Genomic DNA, 22390 nt, shown 5'->3' with positions numbered 1-22390 from the left:
ACTTGAGGGCAGCATGTACGACATATGGGATGGAATAAAATCCGCGCTCTACCTGTTAGTGACGCTTGATCGTGACCTTATAGAGATCACGCTGCGGTCACTTCAGGTGACGTTGATGGCTGTTGCCATTGGCTCCGCCATCGGTTTGCCGCTGGGCGCATGGCTTGCGATCCGGCGCTTTCGCTACCGCCGTGTAGCCATCGCGGTCCTCAACGCCTTCATGGGACTTCCCCCCGTCGTTGTAGGGCTGATAGTTTACCTGCTGTTATCGCGCTCAGGTCCGTTCGGGGTGTTTGGCTTGCTCTTCACGCCCACGGCTATGATCATTGCGCAAGTGATCATAATCACCCCGCTCATCGCGTCCATCGCACATCAGGCCATTCGGGAGTTGTGGGCGGAATACCACGATCTTCTGATCTCACTGAACACCTCTAAAGGTCAGCGCATTCGCACTCTTATCTGGGATGGGCGCAGACCGTTGATCACTGCCTCACTGGCCGGCTTTGGTCGCGGCATTGGTGAGGTCGGTGCGATCATGATCGTGGGCGGCAACATCGATCACGCGACCCGCGTGTTGACGACTGCAATCGCTTTGGAGACCGGCAAAGGTGATTTCGCGCTGGCCCTCGGCTTGGGCTTTGTGCTGATTTTCCTGTCGCTCTTCGTGAACTTCGCCACTCACGCTTTAGGGCGCACAGAACGGGGGCGGTTTTGGTGAAAGCGACCCTCCCCCTCAAGCTGCGTGATGTCTGCGTGCGCCGTCGCGGCAAAACGCTGATCGGCCCGATTGATCTTAGTTTGGACGCTGGTGACCTTACCATTGTGCTTGGCCCAAATGGCGCTGGTAAAACGACGCTTATGCGCGCAATGCATGGGTTGCAGCGCCTCAGCTCTGGCAGCATCAACTATGCGGTGCCAACCGTCGCCGCACGGGATGCGCAGGCCTTTGTTTCGCAGCACCCGATCATGATGCGCCGGTCCTTGCGCGACAACCTAATCTATCCGCTGAAGCTTCGTGGCACATCACGCGATGAGGCCACCGTAATGGCAGAAGACTGGGCCGCGCGGATTGAGCTGACGCACGCCCTGAGCCAAGCCGCCCCAAACCTGTCCGGCGGCGAGAAACAAAAAGTCGCCTTAGCTCGTGCTCTTATCACCAAGCCTGAGTTGGTGTTTCTTGATGAACCTTGCGCCAATCTTGACGGGCACGCCACGCGCGACATTGAAACCATGCTTTTGGCGGAGCGCGACGTCGGGCGAACGCTGGTCATGTCCACGCACGACTTGGGCCAAGCTCGCAGGCTCGCCACCCGCGTAATCTTCATGCTGAAAGGTCGCGTGCATGAGACCGGCACTGCCGACAGTTTTTTTTCAACCCCGAAGACGGCAGAGGCCGTCGCATTCCTAAAAGGAGACATTGTATGATCCGGAAACTATTTATCGCAGCAACGGCCGCCGCCATCCTACCGCTTGATGCGGTCGCCGAAACGATGAGAATGGCCGTCACCACGTCGTTCCACAACTCGGGCCTGTCAGACATTCTGCTGCCAGAAATCAAAGCCGACACCGGCTTGGATGTACAACTTCTTGTGGTTGGTACTGGCCAGGCCCTGCGCTTGGGCGAAGCTGGTGACGTGGACGCTATTCTGGTTCACTCGCGCAAAGCTGAAGAGGCATTTCTGGAGGCGGGCTTTGGCACTCACCGCCGCGAAATCATGTACAACGACTTTATCATCGTGGGCCCTGAAGGAGACCCTGCCGGTCTCGCGGGCGCTGAAAACATCACCGACGCGATGACCAAGATGGCGTCAGCCGAAGTGGCCTTCGTGAGCCGTGGCGATGACAGCGGCACACATAAGAAAGAGCTGTCTCTGTGGTCAGGCGCCAATCTTGACGCGGCGGATTTCGGGGATTGGTACAACGCGGTTGGCGCGGGTATGGGTGCGGCGTTGAACACGGCATCCGGCATGGGTGGGCACATCATGTCCGACCGCGCAAGTTGGCTCAACTTCGGGAACAAGGCAGGTCTTGCGATCCTGTTCGAGGGCGATCCCGTTTTATTCAATCAATACGCATTCATTCCCGTAAATCCGGAAAAGCACGACCATGTGAAGAATGATCTGGCCCTCAAGCTGGAAGACTGGCTCGTCAGCGACGCGGCCAAGACGCTGATCAATGATTACAAGATCAATGGCGAAACGCTGTTCACCTTCAACGCGACGAAGTAGTTGTCGCGGTGCCCACGCGGCGGGATTTATCCGCCGCGTGGGCACATTCTATAGCGCCGCGTGAAGATCCGTCAGGGCTGCTTTCAAAGCTGCGGAGCTCTCCCCATGGGTCAATCGCCCACGCTCTAGGTCAAAGTTGTCGCCGAAGGTCGCGACTGAAACGCTACCTTTTACCTTCGCACCGAAGACGCCGATGGAGTCTTCCGCGATCTTCAGAACGCGTCCGCCCCCACCTTGACCGGGCGACGTTGCCATGATGACCATCGGCTTGTCTTGAAAGACCTTTTGATCAATGCGCGACATCCAATCGAATGTGTTTTTCCAAACTGCTGAGTAGTTGCCGTTGTGCTCCGCATAAGAGATCAGGATCGCGTCCGCTTCACCCAATTTCGCGTAAAGCGCCTTGGCCAGTTCCGGTACACCGCCGTCGGCCTCGCGATCCTCACTATAGATCGGCAACTCATAGTCATTGAGGTCAATGACCTCTGTTTCTGCGGTCGTATCGATCTCTTGCGCAAAAACCTCCGCCGCATGCGTCACGAGGCGCTTGTTGATTGATGAGCGGCTGTTCGACGCCGCAAATGCAAGTACTTTCATGTCAGAACCCTCTGAGAGATATGCTGTTAGGAGGGTTGTGCAGCAGAACAAATATTCACACAACTGCGCTTCGCGCGCAGTTTATGTGCGCACTAGCGCGGAACAACGTGGCCGTCATCGCGTGTCAAAACTGAAATACAACAGAATAGACGACGCGCTTGTTGAACAGGGGTATAGGATGGCGCGCCGACCCGCTCTTGCGGGTCGGGTGTCGGGTGTCGGCTGATAATTAGGTATAGCTGTCCATCGGCGGGCACGTGCACGTCAGGTTGCGGTCGCCCCAGACGTTGTCAACGCGGTTCACCGGTGGCCAGTACTTGTCCACGCGAAACGCACCCGGTGGGAAACACCCAGTCTCGCGGGTGTAAGGTCGACCCCAGTCTTTAACCAAATCTTCCATCGTGTGCGGCGCGTTTTTCAGCGGGTTGTTTTCCGCATCCATTTCGCCGTTCTCAATGGCTGCGATCTCGGCACGAATGGCCAGCATCGCATCACAGAAGCGGTCAAGTTCGGCTTTGGTTTCTGACTCGGTTGGCTCGATCATCAAAGTCCCGGCGACAGGCCAACTCATCGTTGGCGCGTGGAAGCCACAATCGACCAGACGCTTTGCGATATCATCCACCGTTACATTGGCGCTATCCGCGAAGGGCCGAGTGTCGATGATGCACTCATGCGCTACGCGACCCGATGGACCTTTGTAGAGAACATCAAAAGCACCTTCCAACCGCTTGGCGATGTAGTTGGCGTTCAAAATAGCCACGCGCGTCGCTTGGGTCAGCCCCTCTCCGCCCATCATCAGGCAGTAGGCCCAAGAGATCGGCAGCAGCGACGGCGAGCCGAATGCAGCGGCGGAAACGGCCCCCTCCTCGCCAGTGGAGGGATCGGACGGCAGATGCTCGATCAGATGGCTTTTCACACCAATCGGCCCCATACCCGGCCCACCACCACCATGTGGGATGCAGAACGTCTTGTGCAAGTTCAGGTGGCTAACGTCGCCGCCCAAATCACCCGGACGTGACAGGCCGACCATGGCGTTCATGTTTGCCCCGTCGATGTAAACCTGCCCGCCATTCTCGTGCGTGATCTTGCAGATGTCGATCACAGTTTCCTCAAACACGCCGTGGGTCGACGGGTAGGTGATCATGCAGGCCGCCAAGTTATCGCCGTGCTTTTCAACTTTCGCGCGGAAATCTTCCAGATCAATATCACCGTTCTCCGCTGATTTAACCGGTACGACCTTCCAGCCGACCATCTGGGCGGAGGCGGGGTTGGTCCCGTGCGCTGACATAGGGATCAGGCAAATGTTGCGGTGCCCTTGCCCGTTTGCGCGGTGGTAGCCCGCGATGCTGAGCAATCCGGCCAACTCTCCCTGCGCACCGGAATTTGGCTGCATAGAAATCGCATCGTAGCCGGTAATCTCGCAGAGCTTCGCGGACAGATCGTCTATCATCTCGCTGTAACCGGCCGCCTGATCTTTCGGAATGTATGGGTGCAGCAGCGAAAATTCATCCCACGTCACTGGCATCATTTCCGCCGCAGAATTCAGCTTCATGGTGCATGACCCCAGCGGGATCATCGCACGGTCAAGTGCGAGGTCGCGATCGGCCAAGCGGCGCATGTAACGCATCATTTCTGTCTCGGCACGGTTCATATGGAAGACGGGGTGGGTCAGATATTCCGACGTCCGCAACAACGCATCAGGGATGCGGTATTCCGCCGTTAGGTCAGTCTCACGATCCGCGATGCCGAAAGCCCGCCACACGGCACGAATGGTCGCGGCCCGCGTACGTTCATCCAAAGTGATACCAACGCATGTGTCGCCCACACGGCGCAGGTTGATGCCCTCGTCCACGGCGGATTTCATCACGGCGTCTTGGAGGGGACCGACGTCCACTGTTATTGTGTCGAAGAAGCTGTCCTGCTCAATCTTGAAGCCGTTTTCCTCCAGCCCGCGTGCCAAGCGCACGGTCTTGCGATGGATACGCTGTGCAATAGCTTTCAAGCCCTCGGGGCCGTGGAAGACGGCGTAGAAACCCGCCATCACCGCCAGCAAAGCTTGTGCGGTGCAGACGTTGGAGGTCGCCTTTTCGCGTCGGATGTGTTGCTCGCGTGTTTGCAGGGACAAACGATACGCACGGTTTCCGTGGCTGTCGATCGAGACGCCAATGATCCGCCCCGGCATCGCGCGAACATGGGCTTTTTGGGTGGCCATGTAAGCCGCGTGTGGACCGCCGTACCCGACCGGCACGCCGAAACGTTGCGTGCTGCCGACTGCGATGTCCGCGCCCATAGCGCCGGGCTCTTTCAGCAAGGTAAGCGCCATGGGATCGGCGGAGATGACACCGATGGCGGCGTTGTCATGAAGTGCGGAGATTTCATTGGTGAAATCGCGCAGCTGGCCATGCGTTCCAGGGTACTGAAAAATCGCGCCGAACACCGCGCCAGCGTCCAAATCATCGGGATTGCCGACGATGATCTCAATCCCTAGCGGGACCGCGCGGGTCTTCATCACCGCGATGTTTTGCGGGTGGCAGTTTTCATCAACAAAGAAGCTGGTCGCCTTGGACTTCGCGACGCGTTGGGCCATGGTCATGGCCTCAGCGCAGGCTGTCGCCTCATCCAGCAAAGAGCCATTGGCCATTTCCAGACCCGTCAAGTCCGAGATCATGGTCTGAAAGTTCAGCAGCGCCTCCAGACGGCCTTGGCTGATCTCCGGTTGATACGGGGTGTATGCCGTGTACCAAGCGGGGTTTTCCAAGATGTTCCGTTGAATTGCAGGTGGTGTCACCGTACCGTGGTAGCCTTGGCCGATCAAGGACGTCAGCACCTTGTTCTTTGAGGCAACCTCTTTCATGTGATGCAGCAATTCGCGCTCGGACTTTGGCTTGCCGAAGTCCAACGGCTGCTTTTGGCGGATTTCGGCGGGCAGCGTATCGCCGATTAATGCATCAAGATTTTTCGCCCCCACAACCTGCAGCATCTGCGCCATCTCGGCTGGCGAGGGGCCGATGTGTCGGCGGTTTGCGAAGTCGTACGGCAGGTAGTCTGTGGGGGTGAAAGTCATGTTTGCGCTCCGCTTATTCAATCATTGCTTTGTAGGCAGCTTCGTCCATGTACTCATCCATCTGGGACGGGTCGGACGCCTTGATCTTGAAGAACCAACCGTCGCCAATCGCGTCTTCGTTGGTCAGGCTGGGGTTGTCGGTTAGAGCGTCGTTTACCTCGACGATCTCGCCATCAATTGGCGCCAAAATATCGGAGGCCGCCTTCACAGACTCGATCACTACAACCTCGTCATCTTTGGTCACGACAGTTCCCACGTCGGGCAACTCAACAAACACGATGTCGCCCAATTGGGTCGTCGCGTGCTCCGTGATGCCCACTACGATGATGTCGTCTTCGGCGCGCAGCCATTCATGCTCTTCTGTATATTTCATAAGATCGTTCCCCTGTTGATTAGCGTTTGAAGTTTGCCGGTGTGAACGGCATTTTGACCACGGTGAGCGGCAAGCGTTTGCCCCGCAACTCCCCGTAAACGACAGTATCCGGCTTGGCCAAATCGGTAGGCAAGTAGCCCATTGCCACCGGCCCTTCCACTGTTGGCCCGAAGCCACCGGATGTGATTACCCCGACCTCTGCACCGCCTTCAGCGGCTGCGAAAAGCGGCACGCCCTCGCGCATCGGCGCGCGCCCCTCGGGGTGCAGGCCCACGCGCTTACGCGCCGCCCCCGCGTCCATTTCCTCAAGAATGATTTCCGCGCCAGGGAAACCGCCAGCGCGGTCGCCACCTGCACGGCGTACTTTCTGGATTGCCCATGTCAGGCCCGCTTGAACAGGCGTCGTTTTGGTGTCGATGTCGTGCCCATAGAGGCACAAGCCGCCCTCTAGGCGAAGCGAGTCGCGGGCACCTAAACCAATTGGCTCAACGTCGTCGTGCGCGATCAAAGCTTCGGCCAGCGCCACGGCTTGACTGTTTGGAACCGAAATCTCGTACCCGTCTTCACCCGTGTAGCCAGACCGCGACACCCAGCATTCCGCACCATTCAGGGAAAGGGTCGCCACGTCCATAAACTTCATCTGCGCAGCGGCAGGGTCAAGGGCGCTCAGCACGGCTTCTGCAGAAGGGCCTTGCAGCGCGAGCAACGCACGGTCCGTGATCGGCATCACTTGAACCGCAGGCTCCAGATTGGCCTTCATATGCGCAATGTCCGCAGACTTGCAGGCAGCATTCACCACCACAAAGATATGGTCCCCGCGGTTGGCCAACATCAGATCATCGGTGATCCCGCCCGCCTCATTCGTGAAGAAGCCGTACCGCTGACGATCCTGCCCTAACCCCACAACGTCGACGGGTATCAGCATTTCCAACGCGGCGGCCGCCCCGTCACCCTGAACCATCACCTGCCCCATGTGGCTGACATCAAACAAGCCAGCTTTGGTACGGGTGTGGATATGCTCTTTCATCACGCCAAGCTTGTACTGAACAGGCATGGAGTACCCGGCGAAGGGCACCATCTTGGCCCCTAATTTGACGTGTAAATCGTGTAGCGGTGTCTGCAGCAAATCTGACATCTTCCGGCCCTTCTCAATCAAGCCGACGATATCCTGTATGCACAGCGTCCGGCACCAAAGAACGCGTGGTGTCCCCACACGCATGATGCCCACTCTGTCCTTTTGCCTGAGATCGCTATCCCTTCGGCGGGTGATCTAACACCTCTCTCCAGATCCTTATCTGTTGCGTCGGTCCCTTTGGCCTGAGAGTTTCCGGGGCGGTTGCTCCTTCGGCACCAGACAAGCTGGTTCTCCCGACGTAACTGCGCGATGACCGAAGCATGTGCTCCAGCCAAGCACGGCCAAATGACAGTTGAATGCTGTACGAGTCAAGAGCCTACGCGTGGCGGCTCATATTGACCCGCCACTGCTCACCGCGCGGCACCTGTCTCAACGTCGAACAAGCGTATTGAATCTGGTTTGATGTTCACGGCAGCATCACCGGCACCGACAACGACCTCTTTCCCGACGTGAACGGTAAACGGCTGCCCCGCCAACCGCCCGTGGAGCAACCGGTGCGCGCCTAACTCTTCGACCAAATCGACCGTGAACATAAGGCTGCCTTGATCGTTAAGTTCAACGTCTTCGGGACGGATGCCCACAGTGACAGGGCCCGTGCCTTCTGCGTTTCCGAGGGCGATGCCGTCTCCGATCATTACCTGACCGGTGTCCAGGCGTCCCTCAACTAGGTTCATCGGCGGAGCGCCCATGAAGCTTGCCACGAAGGTTGAGGCGGGTGCGTGGTAAATTTCCGCGGGCGTTCCGATTTGCTCGATCTGCCCCCCGTTCAGAACAATGATCCTGTCGGCCATGGTCATCGCCTCGACCTGATCGTGGGTCACATAGATTGACGTCACACCAAGGCGGCGTTGCAAGGACTTGATCTCGATCCGCATTTGATGACGCAGCTTCGCATCAAGGTTTGACAGAGGCTCATCAAATAAGAACAGCGCAGGGTCGCGGACCACTGCGCGCCCCATGGCAACACGCTGACGCTGGCCGCCCGAAAGCTGGCTGGGCTTGCGGTCTAGGTATTCCACAAGGTTCAACATCTTTGCTGCCTCTTGCACCTTGGCCTCAATCTCGGCGGGCGCGGTTTTGCGGTTCTTCAACCCGTAGCCGATATTCTTGCGTACCGTCATATGCGGGTAGAGCGCGTAGTTCTGAAACACCATCGCGATGTCACGGTCTGCGGGGTCGACATTGTTCACCTGCCGCCCGTTGATAGACAAGGAACCTTCTGTGATGTCCTCCAGTCCAGCGACCATGCGTAGAAGCGTGGACTTGCCGCAGCCGGACGGTCCGACGAGCACCACAAACTCGCCATCCGCAATATCAAAGTTCGTCGGCTGCACCGCCTCGAAGCCGTTGGGGTAGATTTTGCGAAGGTTCTGTAGGGAAATTTGCGCCATTTTTGCGTCCTTACTTATCCGATTCCGTCAGTCCCTTGACGAACCAGCTCTGGAAGAAAATCACGACTGCCACAGGTGGCAGGATCGCTATGAGGGCGAGCATATTTGCTCGTCCGTATTCGGGGATGTTGGTGCCTTCAAGGTCTTGCGTCAGTTGCTTGATGCCGCGCACCAGCGTGTACATACCTTCCTCTGTCGTCACCATTGTGGGCCAGAGATACTGGTTCCAGCCAAAGACAAACATGATGATGAACATCGCGGCGATCATTGTTTGAGACAAAGGCACCAAGATATCTATGAAGAATTTGACCGGTCCTGCCCCGTCAATGCGCGCGGCCTCCACCAACTCTTCGGGGACAGACCGGAAATACTGGCGAAAGAAGAACGTCGCCGTGGCGGACGCAATCAGCGGAACGATCAATCCCGTATAGGTGTTCAGCAGGCTAAGCTTTTGCGCAATCTCATAAGACGGCAGAATGCGCACCTCCAGCGGAAGCAACAACGTCGTGAAGATTAACCAGAACGCGAAGGTGGCGAAGCGCAGGCGAAAGTAAACCAGCGCGTAGGCCGCCATCATGCCGATCACGATTTTACCAAGCGCAAACCCAAGGCCTAGGATCATCGAGTTAATCAACATCGACGTCCCAGTATTTTCGCCCGAGAAGCCCGACGCCTTGAACATCGCCTTCATGAAGTTGTCATCGAACTGTGTGCCGATTAACAATTCTGGACCGTTCTTTATCGTCTCGATATCCGTGGTCGTCGTGGTTTGCAGCACGACCAACAGTGGGATGAGCATGAACAGAGATCCGACGATCAAGATCGCATGATCCAGTACCCTGCCCCATTTTATGCGGCGGGCGGGTGTGGCGTGCGGGTCTTGTGATATGTCAGTCATTATCGCGTCCTCACGTGTAATGGATGCGCCGCTCGATCAAGCGGAACTGGAATACGGTTAAGGCAAGGACAAGCACCATCAGCACAACTGATTGGGCTGACGAGCCGCCCAGATCATTGCCGCGAAAGCCGTCGACGTAGACCTTGTAAACCAAGGTCATCGGGTTATTTCCTGGCTCTCCCTTCACCAGCGTGTCGATAATCCCAAAGGTATCAAACAGCGCGTAGGTGATGTTGATGATCAGCAGGAAAAAGCCAGTCGGTGCCAGCAACGGAAAGGTCACATCCCAAAAGCGGCCAACAGCGGAGCGGTTATCGATCAACGCGGCCTCGCGCACCGATTTAGGGATAGACTGCAATCCGGACAGGAAGAAAATGAAGTTGACCGGTACCTGCTTCCAGACCGACACAATTACCATCGCTGTGGCGGTATCGTTGAAGTTCACACCCAGCTTGAAGTCCCAGCCGATGGCGCGCGCCATCTCGGTCAGTGGCCCCCAGCTTTGGTTGAACATGAGCAAGCCGATAAAGCCCGCGACGGGCGGGGCCACAGCGTAGACCCACATCAGCAAGGTACGGTACGATCTGGCGCCACGGATAACATTGTCAGCCTTAACCGCCAGCAGCAGCGCCAAACCTAGCGAAAAGAAGGTTACAAGCACGGTGAAGAGCAGCGTGAAACGCGCGATTTTGATGTATTCTCCACTGCCTGCAAGGTCCCTGTAATTGTCCAACCCGACGAAGCTGGAGCCGAAGCCAAAGGGGTCTTGCAAGAAGAAGGATGACTGTACCGCGTGAACTGCGGGCCAATAAAAGAAAACCGCGATGATCAGCAATTGCGGCAAAAGCAGCAAAATGGGCAGCCATCGGGTGGTGAATCCGGCGCGTTTCAAAGGGGGGCCTCCTGTCGGAACGAAATGGCGGCCGCAAGTGCTGCGACCGCCGATGGCATTGTGTGGGAAACGTTTAGTTCTGCGTTTTGGCGAAGCGAGCGAGCAGGCCGTTGGCCTCTTCTTCAATGTTCGCGAAGGCATCCTCTACGGACGTTTCTCCGGTCAGGATGCGGCCGTATTCGCGGTTCATCACATCACGGATCTGTACATAGAAGCCCATCCGGTAGCCCTTGGTGTTCTCACCTGCTGGCAAGGACAGCTGCAAGATGCCGGTTTCGGCCGCCGGTGCGCGGTCGTAGTGGCCATCAGCTTTGGCCATCTCATAAGCGGCTTCCGTGATCGGTACGTAACCGGTTTCCTGGTGCCAGAAATACTGTGTCTCGGGCTTGGTCAGGAACTCGAAGAACGCGGCGGTTGCTTTGTTCTCTTCAGGGCTTTTCCCAGCCATTGCGAACAAGGATGCACCACCGATGAAGGTCTGCTTAGGCTCAGTCGTGACGGCTTCCCAATATGGGAGGTAAGTCGCGGAGAAATCAAACGGCAGGCCTTTTTTGGCCAGACCACCGAACGAGCCGGAGGAGCCAAGCCAGATCGCCACTTTGCCTTCTTCAAACGGGGTTTGGTTGTCGCCCCAGCCAGTGCCGAACCACTCAAAATAGCCGTTCTTCTGCCAGTCCGTTACCGCGGTGAAGTGGTTCTTGATGGCGTCGTTGTTCACCAGAATTTTTGTACCCTCTGCGCCCTCGTAGCCGTTGTCGTTCGTGGCAAACGGCAGATCGTGGCGGGACATGAAGTTCTCAGTGAAAATCCACGGCAGGTGCGATTGCGACAACGCAGTGTAGCCCGCATCTTTCAAAGCAGGGGCCGTGACTGTCTGAAACTCTTCCCATGTTTTAGGCGCGGTCACACCGGCCTTTTCCAACGCTTGCACGTTGTAATACATGATTGGCGACGAGGAGTTGAACGGCATGCCGATCATCTTGCCATCGCTGTCCGCGTAGAAGTAACGCACACCGGAAATGTAATCGTTGATGTCGAAGTCGGCTCCGTTGTCAACGAGCAGGTCTTGGACCGGAACGGTCGCCCCTTTTGCACCAATAACAGTGGCGGCACCGGCATCGAACACCTGCAAGACGTTTGGCTGCTCGCCCGCACGGAAGGCGGCGATCCCAGCCGTCAACGCTTCCTCATAAGTGCCTTTGAATACTGGCGTGATTTTGTAATCGCTTTGGCTCGCATTGAAGTCCTCGGCCAGCTGGTTGACGGTATCGCCAAGAGCGCCGCCCATAGCGTGCCACCAGCTAATTTCTGTCGCGGCGAAAGACGCATTCGCCATGAGTGCGAAAGCGGCGGCAGCCGTGGTAATTTTGAAAGCTTTCATATCTGTCCTCCAGATTTAAATCTGTACCCGTGGGGTGCACGCGCACGGGGTTTGCATATGCAGTTGGTTTCGGGGCACCTGCCCCATGCGGCTGTAACAATGAGAAGGGTCACGCCCCTTCCCGAGGCATGCACGGTGTGCACACGTGTTCACCTAGCCGCGCTGTGTGACAGTTCGACGAAACATTTACGACAATCTTGACAAATCCCCCTCAGGAATAGGACAGGTCTGGCGTGAGCGATTACATCCCCGTCCATGGCCAGCGGCCCCGCCGCGTGACAGCTCGAATGGTTGCAGAGGCCGCAGGCGTGTCCCGCTCCGCCGTCTCGCGCGCATTCACCGACGGGGCTTACCTTGACGATAAAAAGCGCACTAAAATCCGCGAAGTAGCCGCAATTTTGGGCTACAAACCCAATGCCCTCGCAGCAGGTTTGCAAGGCGGTAGATCGCATCTGGTTGCGATCTTCGTTGGCGACATGCGCAGCCCTTACGACACCGCGTTTGTCGGCCAGTTGGTCGGCGAATTGAACGCCTTGAACAAGTGGCCGATTCTCATTGATGGCGGCGGTCAACGGGCCGCAACCGCGATTGAAGACGTGCTTCGCTATCCGCTGGACGCCCTTATCCTGCGCGGGGGCAGCATGTCGGCAGATATCGTCAGCCAGTGCACGAAATACGCGATTCCGATGATATCATCCGGTCGCCCCATTGAAGCGCCAGACGTAGACAATGTCTGCTGCAGGCACTCGGACGGCACCAAAGAGATGACTGAAACCTTGATCAGGCAGGGCAGAACTCGCTTCGGTTTTTTGGCTGGTCCTGCAGATTTCTACTCCTCGGCGATTCGTAAAGGCGGGGTGCTTGAGGCCTTGAAAGCAGCGGGGCTTTCACTTGTTGCAGAAAGCTTGGGCGACTACACGGTCGCTGGTGGGCATTCGAGCGCAAAACAACTGCTGAGCTCCCACGCCATTGACGCGCTGATCTGCGCCAACGACGCTATGGCAATTGGCGCGTTGACCGCAGCACGGGAGATGGGGCTGGCGGTTCCTAAAGATTTGTCAGTGGTGGGCTTCGATGACATCTCCATGGCCAGTTGGCCGATGTTTGATCTTACCACAGTGCGTAACCCGATTGACGCCTCCGTCACCGAAATACTCAACCTGCTAGAACGGCGACTTGCCACTCCCGGAAAGCAAAGCGAAACGGTATTTATTGATACACAGCTGGTCCTGCGCGCCACCCATTAAAGTGGCGCACAGGTCTACAGGTCCCTCAGATCGACTTGATCGACCCGCCATCAATGCGGATGCGGGAACCAGTCACGTAAGACGCACGCTGTGACGCCAAAAACGTTACGACGTCCGCGAATTCTTCAGGCTTGCCATAGCGTCCGGCTGGGATCGTTGCACGGGACTTGGCCGATACATCGGCGATGTCGGTGTCGGTACGCTTGGCCGCAGCCGCGTCCAACTCGTCCACTCGTTGAGTATGAATGCGCCCAGGCATGACAACATTGACGGTGATCCCGTCGCCCGCAACTTCATTTGCCAGCGTTTTGGACCACCCAACAACCGCCCCGCGGATGCCGTTGGACACGGCAAGGTTTGGAATAGGTTGCTCCACACCTGAAGACGTGATCGACACGATGCGCCCCCACTTGCGCTCTTTCATCGAAGGCAGGAGGCGGGTGTTCAAGTGGAACAGATTGGCGGCCATCGCTTCGAAATGCGCGAGCCAAGTGCCGCGATCCGCAGCTTGCGCGGTGCCGGGGGGCGGCCCGCCACTATTGTTCACGATGATATCGACGCCGCCATCTTTCAGCAGCGTGTCAACGACGCTGTCGACCTCGTCAAGCTTGCTCAGGTCGAGCTGAACGGGATGCACGTTGTCCATGCCTTTCGCCCAGTCCACAATCTTGTCGTGGCTCCGCGCGGCGGCGAACACCGTGACACCCTCACTCGCCAATGACTTTGCAATCGCCATGCCTAGGCCACGGCTGGCCCCCAAGACGAGCGCGCGTTTTCCGCCTATTTCAAGTTCCATTAACCAAGCTCCTTCAGTCGTTTCTCTTGCCGCGCAATAAGCCTGTCGACCTCTACCCGGCTTTCTTTCGATAACCCGGCGCCGGGTTTACGCAGCGCGTCATGTGCAATGACGCCGCGTTTCGCCAATGCGTACTTGCGAATAGCGAGCCCCATTCCCGGCTGCTGCTCAAACCGCGCAAGTGGCAGGTAGGCGTTGAAGATGTCTTGCCCCCGCTCCACGTCGCCTCGGTTATAGTGCTCCACCACGCTGACCATCATTTCCGGATAGGCAAATCCGGTCATTGCACCGTCGGCACCGCGCGCCATTTCTTCGGGCAGGAACAGGCCACCGTTGCCGCAAAGGATCGAGATACGCTTGTTCAGCACCCCGTCCGCGCGCAGCGTCGAAATCTTTTCCAGCCCGGGCCAGTCTTCGTGCTTCAGACAGACGCAAGTCGGCACGTCATTTGCGATGCGCGCGATCACTTTGGATGCCATCTGCACCCCCGTCACCAGCGGGAAATCCTGCAACACGAACGGCACATCACCGATTAGCGCGGCAACCTGAGTGTAGTAATTAACAATTTGATCATCCGTGCGTAGCGACGATGGCGGCGCGATCATGACCCCTGCCGCCCCAAGGTCCATCACCATCTTGGTCAGGGTCTCGATCTGCGCAAAGCCGGGCGCGGAGACGCCCACAACGACCGGCACACGACCGTTCACGCGGGCCAAAATTCGTGCAACGACATCGCGGGATTCTTCAACGGTGAGCTTTGGCGCCTCCCCCATCATTCCGAGAACCGTTAGGCCCGTGGCGCCCACATCAAGGTAGAAATCTACCATCTTGTCGCAACTCTCAAAGTCAATGCCCCCATCGGGCGTAAATGGGGTCACCGCGATAACGAATACGCCGGAGGCGTCGGGAGTAAGCTGTGTCATATAAATTTCCTAACGTGTCGTTTGAAGAGCCACTTGGCCGATGGCCATCGCAACAGCCGCCTGACAAGGTTCGATTACCGGAAGACCCAAATGCTGTTCCAAGTCTGTTCGAAAAGCCGTCATACCCGCGCAACCAAGAATGACCACATCCGCCATTGCAGTGTCGCGCAGGGCCTCACCCACTGCTTTTAGTCTCTCGAAGGTGCGGGTTTCGTCTGCCAGTTCCAGCACGCCCAACTCAAGCGGCAGGTCTGCCGCGAGCCGATCCATAACCCCCATCGCACCAACGTAACGCATGTGGCGCGGCACGCTTTTGGACAAGATCGAGATAATCCCGAAGCGCTGGCCGAAAGTCATCGCAGTAAGAATTGACGCCTCCGCAATACCGATTACTGGACGGGCGGATTGCTCCCTTAGTGCCGCGAGACCTGGATCAGAATAACAGGCCACGACAAACGCGCTGGCGTCATTCTCGAATGCCGCGCAATGCTCCAGCAACGGTGCGACCACGCCATCCACATGCGCCTGTGTCTCGATACCTGGAGGGCCTTGCGTCAAGGTGCGCGCCTCAATTGGCACTAAACTTGCCGCCCGCATCGGGTCGATAGCCTTATCTATACCGTCGGTCACATGCTGGCTGCTATTTGGATTAACCACATATATCGTCATGACGATTGCCCCTCCCGTCCCCAAAAATCGCTGGGCAGCGCAAGATCGCCCTGCGCTCCGATACGTTCAATCATCAACTGCGCTTGCGCCGCTGCGTCAGCCATGATTTCGGCCTCACGTACGCGGGTGGCCTTGCCATCCTCTAGCACCAGCTCCCCGCCAATAATGACGTTGGTGACGTCGTTACCATTCGCAAAACAAACCAAGCGATGCGCGACCATATTGGGCGGGTAGAGATGCGGGCGGCGCATATCGACGGTTACGATGTCTGCTTGCTTACCAACCTCTAGCGAGCCAATGCAGCCTTCCTGTCCAAGCGCCTTGGCGCCGCTGATTGTGCACATGTCCAGCACCTTACCAATCGGCAGCACGCTGGCATCGGAAAAGTGCGTGCGGTGGTAATGCATCGCTTGCTGCATATGCCGGAACATATCGCCGGAGCGGTCCGGTGCGGTCGCATCGGATCCCAGAGCAACGCAAGCCCCTGCCGCCATCATTTCCGTAGCTGGACATCGGCCCATGATGGACGCATTCGCGGACGGATTATGCGCGATCTTCGTGCTGGTTTTAGCAACCAGCGCGATCTCGTCTTCGTGTAAGTCAATGCAGTGCGACAGCAACGTATCCGGACCCAACAGTCCCAGCTTTTCAGCCCGGCGGATGGAGCCGCGCCAATGGCCGTCCTGCGTGAAGGTTAGCCCCATCTCACGCGCATATTTGCGCACGATCTCCGCTTGCTCACAGGCCGTCTGATAGTCAGTGGGGCTCATGTCGCGTTCGTGCTCGTCGCGCAAAACGGGATAAAGCATGGCGATGTTGATGCGCCCCTCATGAGCGCCGTGCCAGTCGGTGACAATTTGTTGGCAAGTCTTCAACTGCTGCTCGAAAGTCACGGGGTAATCGGTGCGCTGGCCGCCCGTCCAACTGCCATAGGTCTGCGGATGGGGCGCGCGGGTTGGGCCGACGGCGACAACACTGCGCGTACCGACCTCACTCACACCGCGACAATGCGCAGCCGCGTACTCGGGCTGATCGGTACGCATGATCGTGTCGCCACCGCCTAGCAGCGACACGCCCGTAGTTACACCGAAGCGTAGGCGCTCCAGCGCCGCCAGCCGCGCCTCCACGTACCAAAATTCAGGTGGGGACGCTTGAGTGTAGACTTCGCCGCAAATGTCTTCCCAGCGGTCGCCGCCATGCATCCCGATCGTCTTGACCAAACCATGCCCGGCGTGGGCATGCACATCAATCAAGCCCGGAAACACGACATGGTCGCTATAATCCAACACCTGTTCCGCCCGAACAGTTTTACGCATCTGTGCAGCGTCACCGAGTGCTACGATCTTGCCATCAGCGATGGCCACGGCCCCGTTCTCAAGTATGCGACGGGCGGGGTCCATGGTGATGATATGCCCCCCGATCAAAAGTGTATCAGCCTGCATCACGCGGCCCCTTCAAGTGCGGGCAATCGAGCCACGTCAATCACACCGTCGGCGGGCATGACAAAGCCGGGGTGATCGCCAGCCACGCCGATCACACGGATGGGGTTATAAAGCGTCAACCACGCAGGATCCTCCTGCAACAGCGTATAGGCCTTTTGCCAAATATCGGACCGTGCGTCGCTGTCGGGTGTGGCGCGCCCCTCATCAATTAGGGCCTCGACAGCGGGGTTATGATAGCCCTGCCACCATGATCCCGCGATACGCGCGTCGATCTTTTCATAAAGAACGCGGTAGGTGCTCATGGGGCTGGAATCGAAAACACAAAGATCTCGAATTTCCTTGCGACGCACCATATGCGCATAATCCTCGCGCTCCGGATGGATGTGAACATTTAGCGTTATACCAACGGCGTTCAGTTGATCCGCAAGGGCAGCAGTCAAACGTTGTGCTTCATCGGGCAAGCGGGTCGGGCAATCAACCTCAAGCGTTAAGCCATCGCCGAACCCTGCCTCCACCAGCAGCGCGCGCGCTTGGGTGCGGTCCATCTGGGCGTCGCCCCCCGCGCCGTGACCAGAGCCGTAGTGATTAGGGCTGACGAACCCGCGCAAGGGCTGCGCCGCGCCCGCCATGACCGTCTGCACGATCGCGTCACGGTCCACCGCAAGGCTGAGTGCGCGACGGACGCGCCCGTCAGCAAGCGGGCCTTTAGCCGCGTTCAAAAGGTAAATGATCGCCACAGGAGACAGGAACTCGTGCCGCATATCACCCAAAGCGCGCGAAGCCTCAAAATCCAACGTATTGGCGACTTGCACCTCGCCGCGCTCCAGAAGAGACAGCCGCGCCGCCGCATCTGGGACCAACCGCCACGAAACCGTCGCGTTTGCAGGCTCACCCGCAAAATGGTTGTTCACGCGCGTCGCTGAAATCTCGGTGTCGGAAATCGACACAAGCTTGTAGGGACCCGACCCAATTTGCGCGGTGTAATCCTTCGCATCAAGCGCCGCGAAGGCGGACGGTGCGACGATGAAACCCTGCTCTAGCACGTCCAGTAGGTCGGCCATTGGTTCCGCCAGCGTTACGCGGATCGTTTCAGCGTCGATGACATCAAGCACCGCGTCCTTCAAGAACTGCCGCCAAACCGCCGGTGCCCCCAAGGTGTAGCCTTTGTCTTCACGCGCCATGCGTTGCAAACAGAGTGCCACCGCATCCGCGTCGCAGTCTGTCCCGTCATGAAATTTAACGCCGGGGTGCAGGTGGAACACCCATGTCCGCGCGTCTTCCGACACGGTCCAACGCTGCGCCAAATGGGGCACGAACCTTTGCCCAACGCGCCGCACCAACGTGTCGTATACAGCGTGCAAAATTGTTAGCTCGTCGTTGGCATCTGTGCAGTCATGTGGGTCGTGAATACCCAACCGCGCCTGTGCAATCACGGTCATGCGGTGTCCCTTTCCGGTTCGTCTATCAGGTGGCAGGCGACCGTTTGATCGTCGCCGACATCTTGCAGCGCGGGGCGCTCGCGCGCGCAGCGGTCCCACGCAAACGGACAACGTGTTCTAAAGCAGCATCCCGATGGCAGGTTGAGCGCCGATGGCACCTCGCCAGACAAAACGATCTCCTCTTTGTCCCGCTTCTCTTTGATGCTGGGGGCCGCCGAAAGCAGCGCGCGGGTGTAGGGGTGACGCGGCTTGGCGAACAGCACATCACGCGGTGCGTTCTCTACCATTGAGCCCAGATACATCACCCCAACACGGTCCGCGATGTGGTGCACGACCGACAGGTCATGGCTGATGAACAGATAGGCTAGGCCAAACTCGTCGCGCAGGTCTTTCATAAGGTTCAAGATTTGCGCCTGAATCGACACGTCTAAAGCCGACACTGGTTCATCCGCGACGATCAAGCCGGGGGTTACCGACAATGCACGGGCGATGCCGATCCTTTGGCGCTGACCGCCAGAGAACTGATGTGGGTAGCGACCCGCGTGTTCCGAGTTCAGGCCAACTTTCGCCAACAATGCCTCAATCCGCGCGGGCACATCCTTGCGACCTTGGGCGGTTTTGGTTTGCTCTAGCAAAGGCTCCGCCACGATATCGCGGACGCGTTGACGCGGGTTAAGCGACGCGTAGGGGTCTTGAAAAATCATCTGCATCTTAGCACGAACCGGCAGCATTTCTGCGAAGCCGTAGCCCGCGATGTCCTCGCCCTCGATCCGCACCTCGCCGGAAGTGGGTTTGTGGATGCGCGCTATGGTCTTGGCGACCGTTGATTTGCCACAACCGCTTTCGCCGACCAACGCCATGATCTCGCCGCGTCCGATCTTGAAGCTGACCCCGTTGACCGCTTGCACCACTGGATTTTCGAGCCGAACACCCTTGCCTCCTAGCTTCAGCCGGTTGAAGAAGCCGCCCCCAATCGGGAAATGCATCTTCAAATCACGCACCTCAAGCATGGGGGTGTTGCTGGTATTCATGCGGTTTCTCCCGGCTTGAGTGGATAGTGGCAGGCCGCCCATAGGGTCGCGTGCTGCTTGGTCAAAACGGGCTCTTGCTGCGCACAGAGCGCCTGCGCGCGGGGGCAACGATCACGGAAATTACAGCCCTTGGGCAGGTTGCGAATATCAGGCACGGAGCCTGGAATTTGCATCAACCTATCGTGGCGATGGGCGGTGTCGGGAATGCTGTCGATCAGGCCACGCGTGTAAGGGTGAGACGGCGTTTCGATCAGGTCGCGGGTTTTGCCACGCTCCACCACGTTGCCACAGTAAAGGACGGTAATGTGATCTGCCATCTCGGACACGACGGCAAGATCGTGGGTGATCAGGATCATCGACGCGCCTTTATCCGCGATCTGCTGACGCATCAGTTTCAGGATTTGGCTTTGGATCGTCACATCAAGCGCCGTCGTCGGCTCATCCGCAATGATCAGACGTGGCCGCGCCAGAAGGGCGATCGCAATGACCACGCGTTGACGCATCCCGCCAGAGAACTGGTGCGGGAACGCCTTCAACCGCTCGGCGGCCTGACTGATCCCAACACTCTCTAGCATCTCTACGCACGCCTGATGGCGGGCATCCGCGTCCAGCTTCGTGTGTAACCGCAAGACCTCATCCATCTGGCGACCGACCGTGTGCAGTGGGTTGAGTGATGTCATCGGGTCTTGAAAGACCATTGATATCTCGCGCCCGCGCACCTCGCGCAGCCGATCTTCACCGGCCGTCACAAGGTCTTGGCCGTCCAGCAATATTTCCCCGCCCTCGATTTTACCGGGTTCGTCGATAAGGCCAAGGACGGAGAAGCCGACGACCGACTTACCGCCACCACTTTCCCCAACAAGCCCCATCACCTCGCCTTCGCCTATCTCGAAGCTGACGCCATTGACCGCCTTCACGGTGCCGGAAAACGTGTGAAAATACGTCCGCAGATCGCGCACCGCCAGCAGCGGGTTTTGTGTGTCATTCGTCATCATTTGAGCCTCGGATTCAATTCATCGCGCAAGAAGTCACCAAACAGGTTGATGCCGAAGACCAGCGTCATGATCGCGAACCCAGGGAAGACCGACGTCCACCACAGCCCGCTGAACAAAACGTCAAAGCCGTTCTTAATCAGCAGCCCTAAAGATGGCTGCGTTATCGGCACGCCGACCCCCAGAAAACTAAGCGATGCTTCAATCAGAACGAATGTGCCGACTTGAATTGTCGCGATGACAATCAGCGGTGTCAGAACGTTCGGAAGCACGTGCTTGCGGATGATTTTATGGTTCGGCAATCCGGCGACCTTGGCGGCTTGCACGTATTCCTTTTCGATCTCGGATAACGTCGAGCCGCGCACGGTGCGCGCATAGACAACCCAGCCCACCGCCGTCAAAGCGATCAGAACCTTGTCCACTCCGGTGCCAACTGCCGACATCAAGAACAGCGCGATCAGGATCGACGGGAACGACAGCTGGATGTCTGCGATCCGCATTATGACGGAATCCACGACGCCGCCGTAAAACCCCGCAATGAGACCAAGCAGCGTGCCGATCGTGCAGGACGCGATCATTGCCACGAGACCGATAAACACTGATATCCGTGCGCCATACAGAATGGACGCCCAAACGTCCCTGCCCTGCCCGTCGGTCCCCAGTGGGAAGCGACTATCGCCCCCTTCAAGCCACATGGGTGGCTTGTAGCTATCCATCAAATCAAGCGACGCAATGTCGTAGGGATTTTGCGTCACAAGAAACGGCCCAATCAGAACGCATGCCGCAAAGAAGAGCATAAGCCCGCTTCCGACAATCGCAGAAGTGCTACGTTTGTAGTTGTGAAAGAATTCGGATCTCAGGAAACCTGTCGTCATCTGTGGGGCCCTCATTTCAACGAAATACGCGGGTCGATCAGCGTATAGACGAGGTCGACGAGAAAATTGATCACGACAAAAATCAGCGCTACCAGCATCAGATAGACAACGATCACCGGACGGTCCGCGCGATATATGGAATCGATCAACAGCTTACCCATGCCGGGCCACGAGAAGATCGTCTCGGTGATAGTTGCAAAGGCAATAAGGTCCCCGAGTTGCAGACCGAAGATTGTCACGACTGGGATCAGCGCATTTTTCAGCCCATGCTTGTAAAGCACGTCGTGGCGTGTGGCACCTTTGGCGCGGGCGAACTTCATAAAGTCCTGCCGCCCGACCTCCATCATACCCGCCCGCGTCATACGAAGCAGAATTGCCATCGTCCCAAGGGAGAGCGTCACAGCGGGCAAAATGATGTGATGCCACCCATCCCACGTCAGCAGACTGATGCGCAGACCGAATAGCTCCGCCGTGTCACCACGACCGGAGGACGGGAACACCCCCCAATGGACGGCAAAAAGGTAGATCAACACCATGCCTACCCAAAAACCGGGAAGGGAAATACCTAGCAATGATCCCGCCATGATCGTGCGGCTCAGGCGCCCTTCAGGGTTGGCCCCTGCATAAACACCAAGCGGGATGGCCACGGCGACAGCCATAACCATAGCCACCAGCACCATTTCCACAGTCGCGGGCAACCGCTCCAAGATCAGGGTCATCGCGGGTTGACGGAATACGTAGGATTGACCGAAGTCGCCCTGCACCAGACTGGTCAGGAACCGCCAGTACTGAACCAACGGGGACTGATCTAATCCCAACAGCCGGCGTGCTTGGGCGATCTCGGAATCGGTCGCATCAATAGGGACGACCATGAAAACCGGATCACCGGTGAAACTCATCATCAAGAACACGATGACCGACACGACCCATAGCACCAGAGTCATTTGTATCAGTCGTTTCAGCAGATATCCGAACATAAGGTGAGGCCCGTCTTGCGCAAATTAGTAGGAAACCTTT

21 protein-coding genes and 1 riboswitch are annotated in these 22390 nt (G+C 57.7%); of the genes, 4 read left to right on the top strand and 17 right to left on the bottom strand.

Translation table 11 applies throughout. The annotated features are described in order from the left end of the window. The first annotated feature begins 13 nt into the window (after positions 1–13). Genes BLW66_RS14865 through BLW66_RS14855 form a run of 3 tightly spaced genes read left to right on the top strand, consistent with a single transcriptional unit; the run spans position 14 to position 2228 of the window. Complete coding sequence (locus BLW66_RS14865) at positions 14–718, top strand: ABC transporter permease (RefSeq protein WP_089947946.1); 705 nt, start codon at positions 14–16, stop codon at positions 716–718. Continuing rightward, complete coding sequence (locus tag BLW66_RS14860; protein WP_342027826.1) at positions 715–1425, top strand: ABC transporter ATP-binding protein; 711 nt, start codon at positions 715–717, stop codon at positions 1423–1425. Before BLW66_RS14865 ends, BLW66_RS14860 begins: the two co-directional genes overlap by 4 nt. Beyond that, positions 1422–2228, top strand: coding sequence for an ABC transporter substrate-binding protein (locus tag BLW66_RS14855; protein ID WP_089947944.1), 807 nt, complete (start codon positions 1422–1424; stop codon positions 2226–2228). Before BLW66_RS14860 ends, BLW66_RS14855 begins: the two co-directional genes overlap by 4 nt. A 48-nt stretch (positions 2229–2276) precedes the next feature. On the opposite strand, the gene BLW66_RS14850 is transcribed toward BLW66_RS14855, so the two are convergent. The 8 genes from BLW66_RS14850 to BLW66_RS14815 all read right to left on the bottom strand — a co-directional run bounded on the left by BLW66_RS14850 (position 2277) and on the right by BLW66_RS14815 (position 11959). Then, positions 2277–2825, bottom strand: coding sequence for an NADPH-dependent FMN reductase (locus tag BLW66_RS14850; protein WP_089947943.1), 549 nt, complete (start codon positions 2823–2825; stop codon positions 2277–2279). 229 nt (positions 2826–3054) lie between these two features. Beyond that, positions 3055–5889 (bottom strand): aminomethyl-transferring glycine dehydrogenase, encoded by a 2835-nt coding sequence (gcvP, locus tag BLW66_RS14845; RefSeq protein WP_089947942.1) that lies wholly within the window; start codon positions 5887–5889, stop codon positions 3055–3057. Positions 5890–5902: 13 nt separating this feature from the next. Further along, entirely contained in the window at positions 5903–6262 is a 360-nt protein-coding gene (gene gcvH, locus BLW66_RS14840; RefSeq protein ID WP_089947941.1) for a glycine cleavage system protein GcvH, read from the bottom strand. A 19-nt stretch (positions 6263–6281) separates the two neighbouring features. Next, positions 6282–7397: a glycine cleavage system aminomethyltransferase GcvT gene (gene gcvT / locus BLW66_RS14835; RefSeq protein ID WP_089948003.1), complete on the bottom strand. Its 1116-nt coding sequence runs from the start codon at positions 7395–7397 to the stop codon at positions 6282–6284. Positions 7398–7556: 159 nt separating this feature from the next. After that, positions 7557–7643, bottom strand: a riboswitch (glycine riboswitch). 104 nt (positions 7644–7747) lie between these two features. Further along, the gene (gene ugpC, locus BLW66_RS14830) at positions 7748–8788 is read right to left on the bottom strand and encodes a sn-glycerol-3-phosphate ABC transporter ATP-binding protein UgpC (protein WP_089947940.1); all 1041 of its coding nucleotides are present in this window, start codon (positions 8786–8788) and stop codon (positions 7748–7750) included. Positions 8789–8798: 10 nt separating this feature from the next. Continuing rightward, positions 8799–9686, bottom strand: a complete 888-nt coding sequence (locus BLW66_RS14825; RefSeq protein ID WP_089947939.1) for an ABC transporter permease subunit — start codon at positions 9684–9686, stop codon at positions 8799–8801. A 10-nt stretch (positions 9687–9696) separates the two neighbouring features. After that, positions 9697–10578, bottom strand: a complete 882-nt coding sequence (locus tag BLW66_RS14820; RefSeq protein WP_089947938.1) for an ABC transporter permease subunit — start codon at positions 10576–10578, stop codon at positions 9697–9699. A 73-nt stretch (positions 10579–10651) separates the two neighbouring features. Beyond that, on the bottom strand, positions 10652–11959 hold the full coding sequence (locus BLW66_RS14815) for an extracellular solute-binding protein (RefSeq protein ID WP_089947937.1): 1308 nt from the start codon (positions 11957–11959) through the stop codon (positions 10652–10654). Positions 11960–12192: 233 nt separating this feature from the next. Between BLW66_RS14815 and BLW66_RS14810 the strand changes: the two genes are divergently transcribed. Beyond that, the gene (locus BLW66_RS14810) at positions 12193–13206 is read left to right on the top strand and encodes a LacI family DNA-binding transcriptional regulator (protein WP_244508665.1); all 1014 of its coding nucleotides are present in this window, start codon (positions 12193–12195) and stop codon (positions 13204–13206) included. 25 nt (positions 13207–13231) lie between these two features. Here BLW66_RS14810 and BLW66_RS14805 read toward each other — a convergent pair whose 3' ends face one another. From BLW66_RS14805 to BLW66_RS14765, 9 genes are read right to left on the bottom strand one after another with little or no spacing between them, the layout of a single operon-like run. Continuing rightward, a complete protein-coding gene (locus BLW66_RS14805; RefSeq protein ID WP_089947935.1) occupies positions 13232–14002 on the bottom strand; it encodes an SDR family oxidoreductase in 771 nt (256 codons plus the stop codon). Further along, positions 14002–14925, bottom strand: a complete 924-nt coding sequence (locus tag BLW66_RS14800) for a dihydrodipicolinate synthase family protein (protein WP_089947934.1) — start codon at positions 14923–14925, stop codon at positions 14002–14004. Before BLW66_RS14800 ends, BLW66_RS14805 begins: the two co-directional genes overlap by 1 nt. 9 nt (positions 14926–14934) lie before the next feature. Beyond that, a complete protein-coding gene (locus tag BLW66_RS14795) occupies positions 14935–15594 on the bottom strand; it encodes an aspartate/glutamate racemase family protein (RefSeq protein WP_089947933.1) in 660 nt (219 codons plus the stop codon). After that, positions 15591–17036 (bottom strand): amidohydrolase family protein, encoded by a 1446-nt coding sequence (locus BLW66_RS14790; RefSeq protein WP_089947932.1) that lies wholly within the window; start codon positions 17034–17036, stop codon positions 15591–15593. The genes BLW66_RS14795 and BLW66_RS14790 overlap by 4 nt, the downstream gene beginning before the upstream one ends. Then, positions 17036–18475, bottom strand: a complete 1440-nt coding sequence (locus BLW66_RS14785) for an ABC transporter substrate-binding protein (protein ID WP_089947931.1) — start codon at positions 18473–18475, stop codon at positions 17036–17038. The genes BLW66_RS14790 and BLW66_RS14785 overlap by 1 nt, the downstream gene beginning before the upstream one ends. After that, positions 18472–19506 (bottom strand): ABC transporter ATP-binding protein, encoded by a 1035-nt coding sequence (locus BLW66_RS14780; RefSeq protein ID WP_089947930.1) that lies wholly within the window; start codon positions 19504–19506, stop codon positions 18472–18474. The genes BLW66_RS14785 and BLW66_RS14780 overlap by 4 nt, the downstream gene beginning before the upstream one ends. Then, positions 19503–20498, bottom strand: coding sequence for an ABC transporter ATP-binding protein (locus BLW66_RS14775; RefSeq protein WP_089947929.1), 996 nt, complete (start codon positions 20496–20498; stop codon positions 19503–19505). The genes BLW66_RS14780 and BLW66_RS14775 overlap by 4 nt, the downstream gene beginning before the upstream one ends. Beyond that, the gene (locus BLW66_RS14770; protein ID WP_089947928.1) at positions 20498–21373 is read right to left on the bottom strand and encodes an ABC transporter permease; all 876 of its coding nucleotides are present in this window, start codon (positions 21371–21373) and stop codon (positions 20498–20500) included. Before BLW66_RS14770 ends, BLW66_RS14775 begins: the two co-directional genes overlap by 1 nt. An 11-nt stretch (positions 21374–21384) precedes the next feature. Further along, positions 21385–22350 carry an ABC transporter permease gene (locus BLW66_RS14765; protein WP_089947927.1) on the bottom strand — a complete coding sequence of 322 codons (966 nt, stop codon included), beginning with the start codon at positions 22348–22350 and terminating at the stop codon, positions 21385–21387. Between the last annotated feature and the right edge of the window lie 40 nt (positions 22351–22390).

The organism is Litoreibacter albidus (assembly GCF_900107015.1).
GTDB lineage: Bacteria > Pseudomonadota > Alphaproteobacteria > Rhodobacterales > Rhodobacteraceae > Litoreibacter > Litoreibacter albidus.
Note: the sequence above shows the minus strand (reverse complement) of the source record. Positions and strands in the feature narration are given on the sequence as shown.

What these genes read in the sequence shown, in the direction of transcription:
- BLW66_RS14850 (WP_089947943.1), bottom strand. Translation starts at nt 2,825, where the DNA reads ATGAAAGTACTTGCATTTGCGGCGTCGAACAGCCGCTCATCAATCAAC.
- BLW66_RS14855 (WP_089947944.1), top strand. Translation starts at nt 1,422, where the DNA reads ATGATCCGGAAACTATTTATCGCAGCAACGGCCGCCGCCATCCTACCG.
- BLW66_RS14765 (WP_089947927.1), bottom strand. Translation starts at nt 22,350, where the DNA reads ATGTTCGGATATCTGCTGAAACGACTGATACAAATGACTCTGGTGCTA.
- BLW66_RS14800 (WP_089947934.1), bottom strand. Translation starts at nt 14,925, where the DNA reads ATGACACAGCTTACTCCCGACGCCTCCGGCGTATTCGTTATCGCGGTG.
- ugpC (WP_089947940.1), bottom strand. Translation starts at nt 8,788, where the DNA reads ATGGCGCAAATTTCCCTACAGAACCTTCGCAAAATCTACCCCAACGGC.
- BLW66_RS14795 (WP_089947933.1), bottom strand. Translation starts at nt 15,594, where the DNA reads ATGACGATATATGTGGTTAATCCAAATAGCAGCCAGCATGTGACCGAC.
- gcvP (WP_089947942.1), bottom strand. Translation starts at nt 5,889, where the DNA reads ATGACTTTCACCCCCACAGACTACCTGCCGTACGACTTCGCAAACCGC.
- BLW66_RS14780 (WP_089947930.1), bottom strand. Translation starts at nt 19,506, where the DNA reads ATGAATACCAGCAACACCCCCATGCTTGAGGTGCGTGATTTGAAGATG.
- BLW66_RS14770 (WP_089947928.1), bottom strand. Translation starts at nt 21,373, where the DNA reads ATGACGACAGGTTTCCTGAGATCCGAATTCTTTCACAACTACAAACGT.
- BLW66_RS14785 (WP_089947931.1), bottom strand. Translation starts at nt 18,475, where the DNA reads ATGACCGTGATTGCACAGGCGCGGTTGGGTATTCACGACCCACATGAC.
- BLW66_RS14865 (WP_089947946.1), top strand. Translation starts at nt 14, where the DNA reads ATGTACGACATATGGGATGGAATAAAATCCGCGCTCTACCTGTTAGTG.
- gcvT (WP_089948003.1), bottom strand. Translation starts at nt 7,397, where the DNA reads ATGTCAGATTTGCTGCAGACACCGCTACACGATTTACACGTCAAATTA.
- BLW66_RS14825 (WP_089947939.1), bottom strand. Translation starts at nt 9,686, where the DNA reads ATGACTGACATATCACAAGACCCGCACGCCACACCCGCCCGCCGCATA.
- BLW66_RS14775 (WP_089947929.1), bottom strand. Translation starts at nt 20,498, where the DNA reads ATGACGAATGACACACAAAACCCGCTGCTGGCGGTGCGCGATCTGCGG.
- gcvH (WP_089947941.1), bottom strand. Translation starts at nt 6,262, where the DNA reads ATGAAATATACAGAAGAGCATGAATGGCTGCGCGCCGAAGACGACATC.
- BLW66_RS14790 (WP_089947932.1), bottom strand. Translation starts at nt 17,036, where the DNA reads ATGCAGGCTGATACACTTTTGATCGGGGGGCATATCATCACCATGGAC.
- BLW66_RS14805 (WP_089947935.1), bottom strand. Translation starts at nt 14,002, where the DNA reads ATGGAACTTGAAATAGGCGGAAAACGCGCGCTCGTCTTGGGGGCCAGC.
- BLW66_RS14815 (WP_089947937.1), bottom strand. Translation starts at nt 11,959, where the DNA reads ATGAAAGCTTTCAAAATTACCACGGCTGCCGCCGCTTTCGCACTCATG.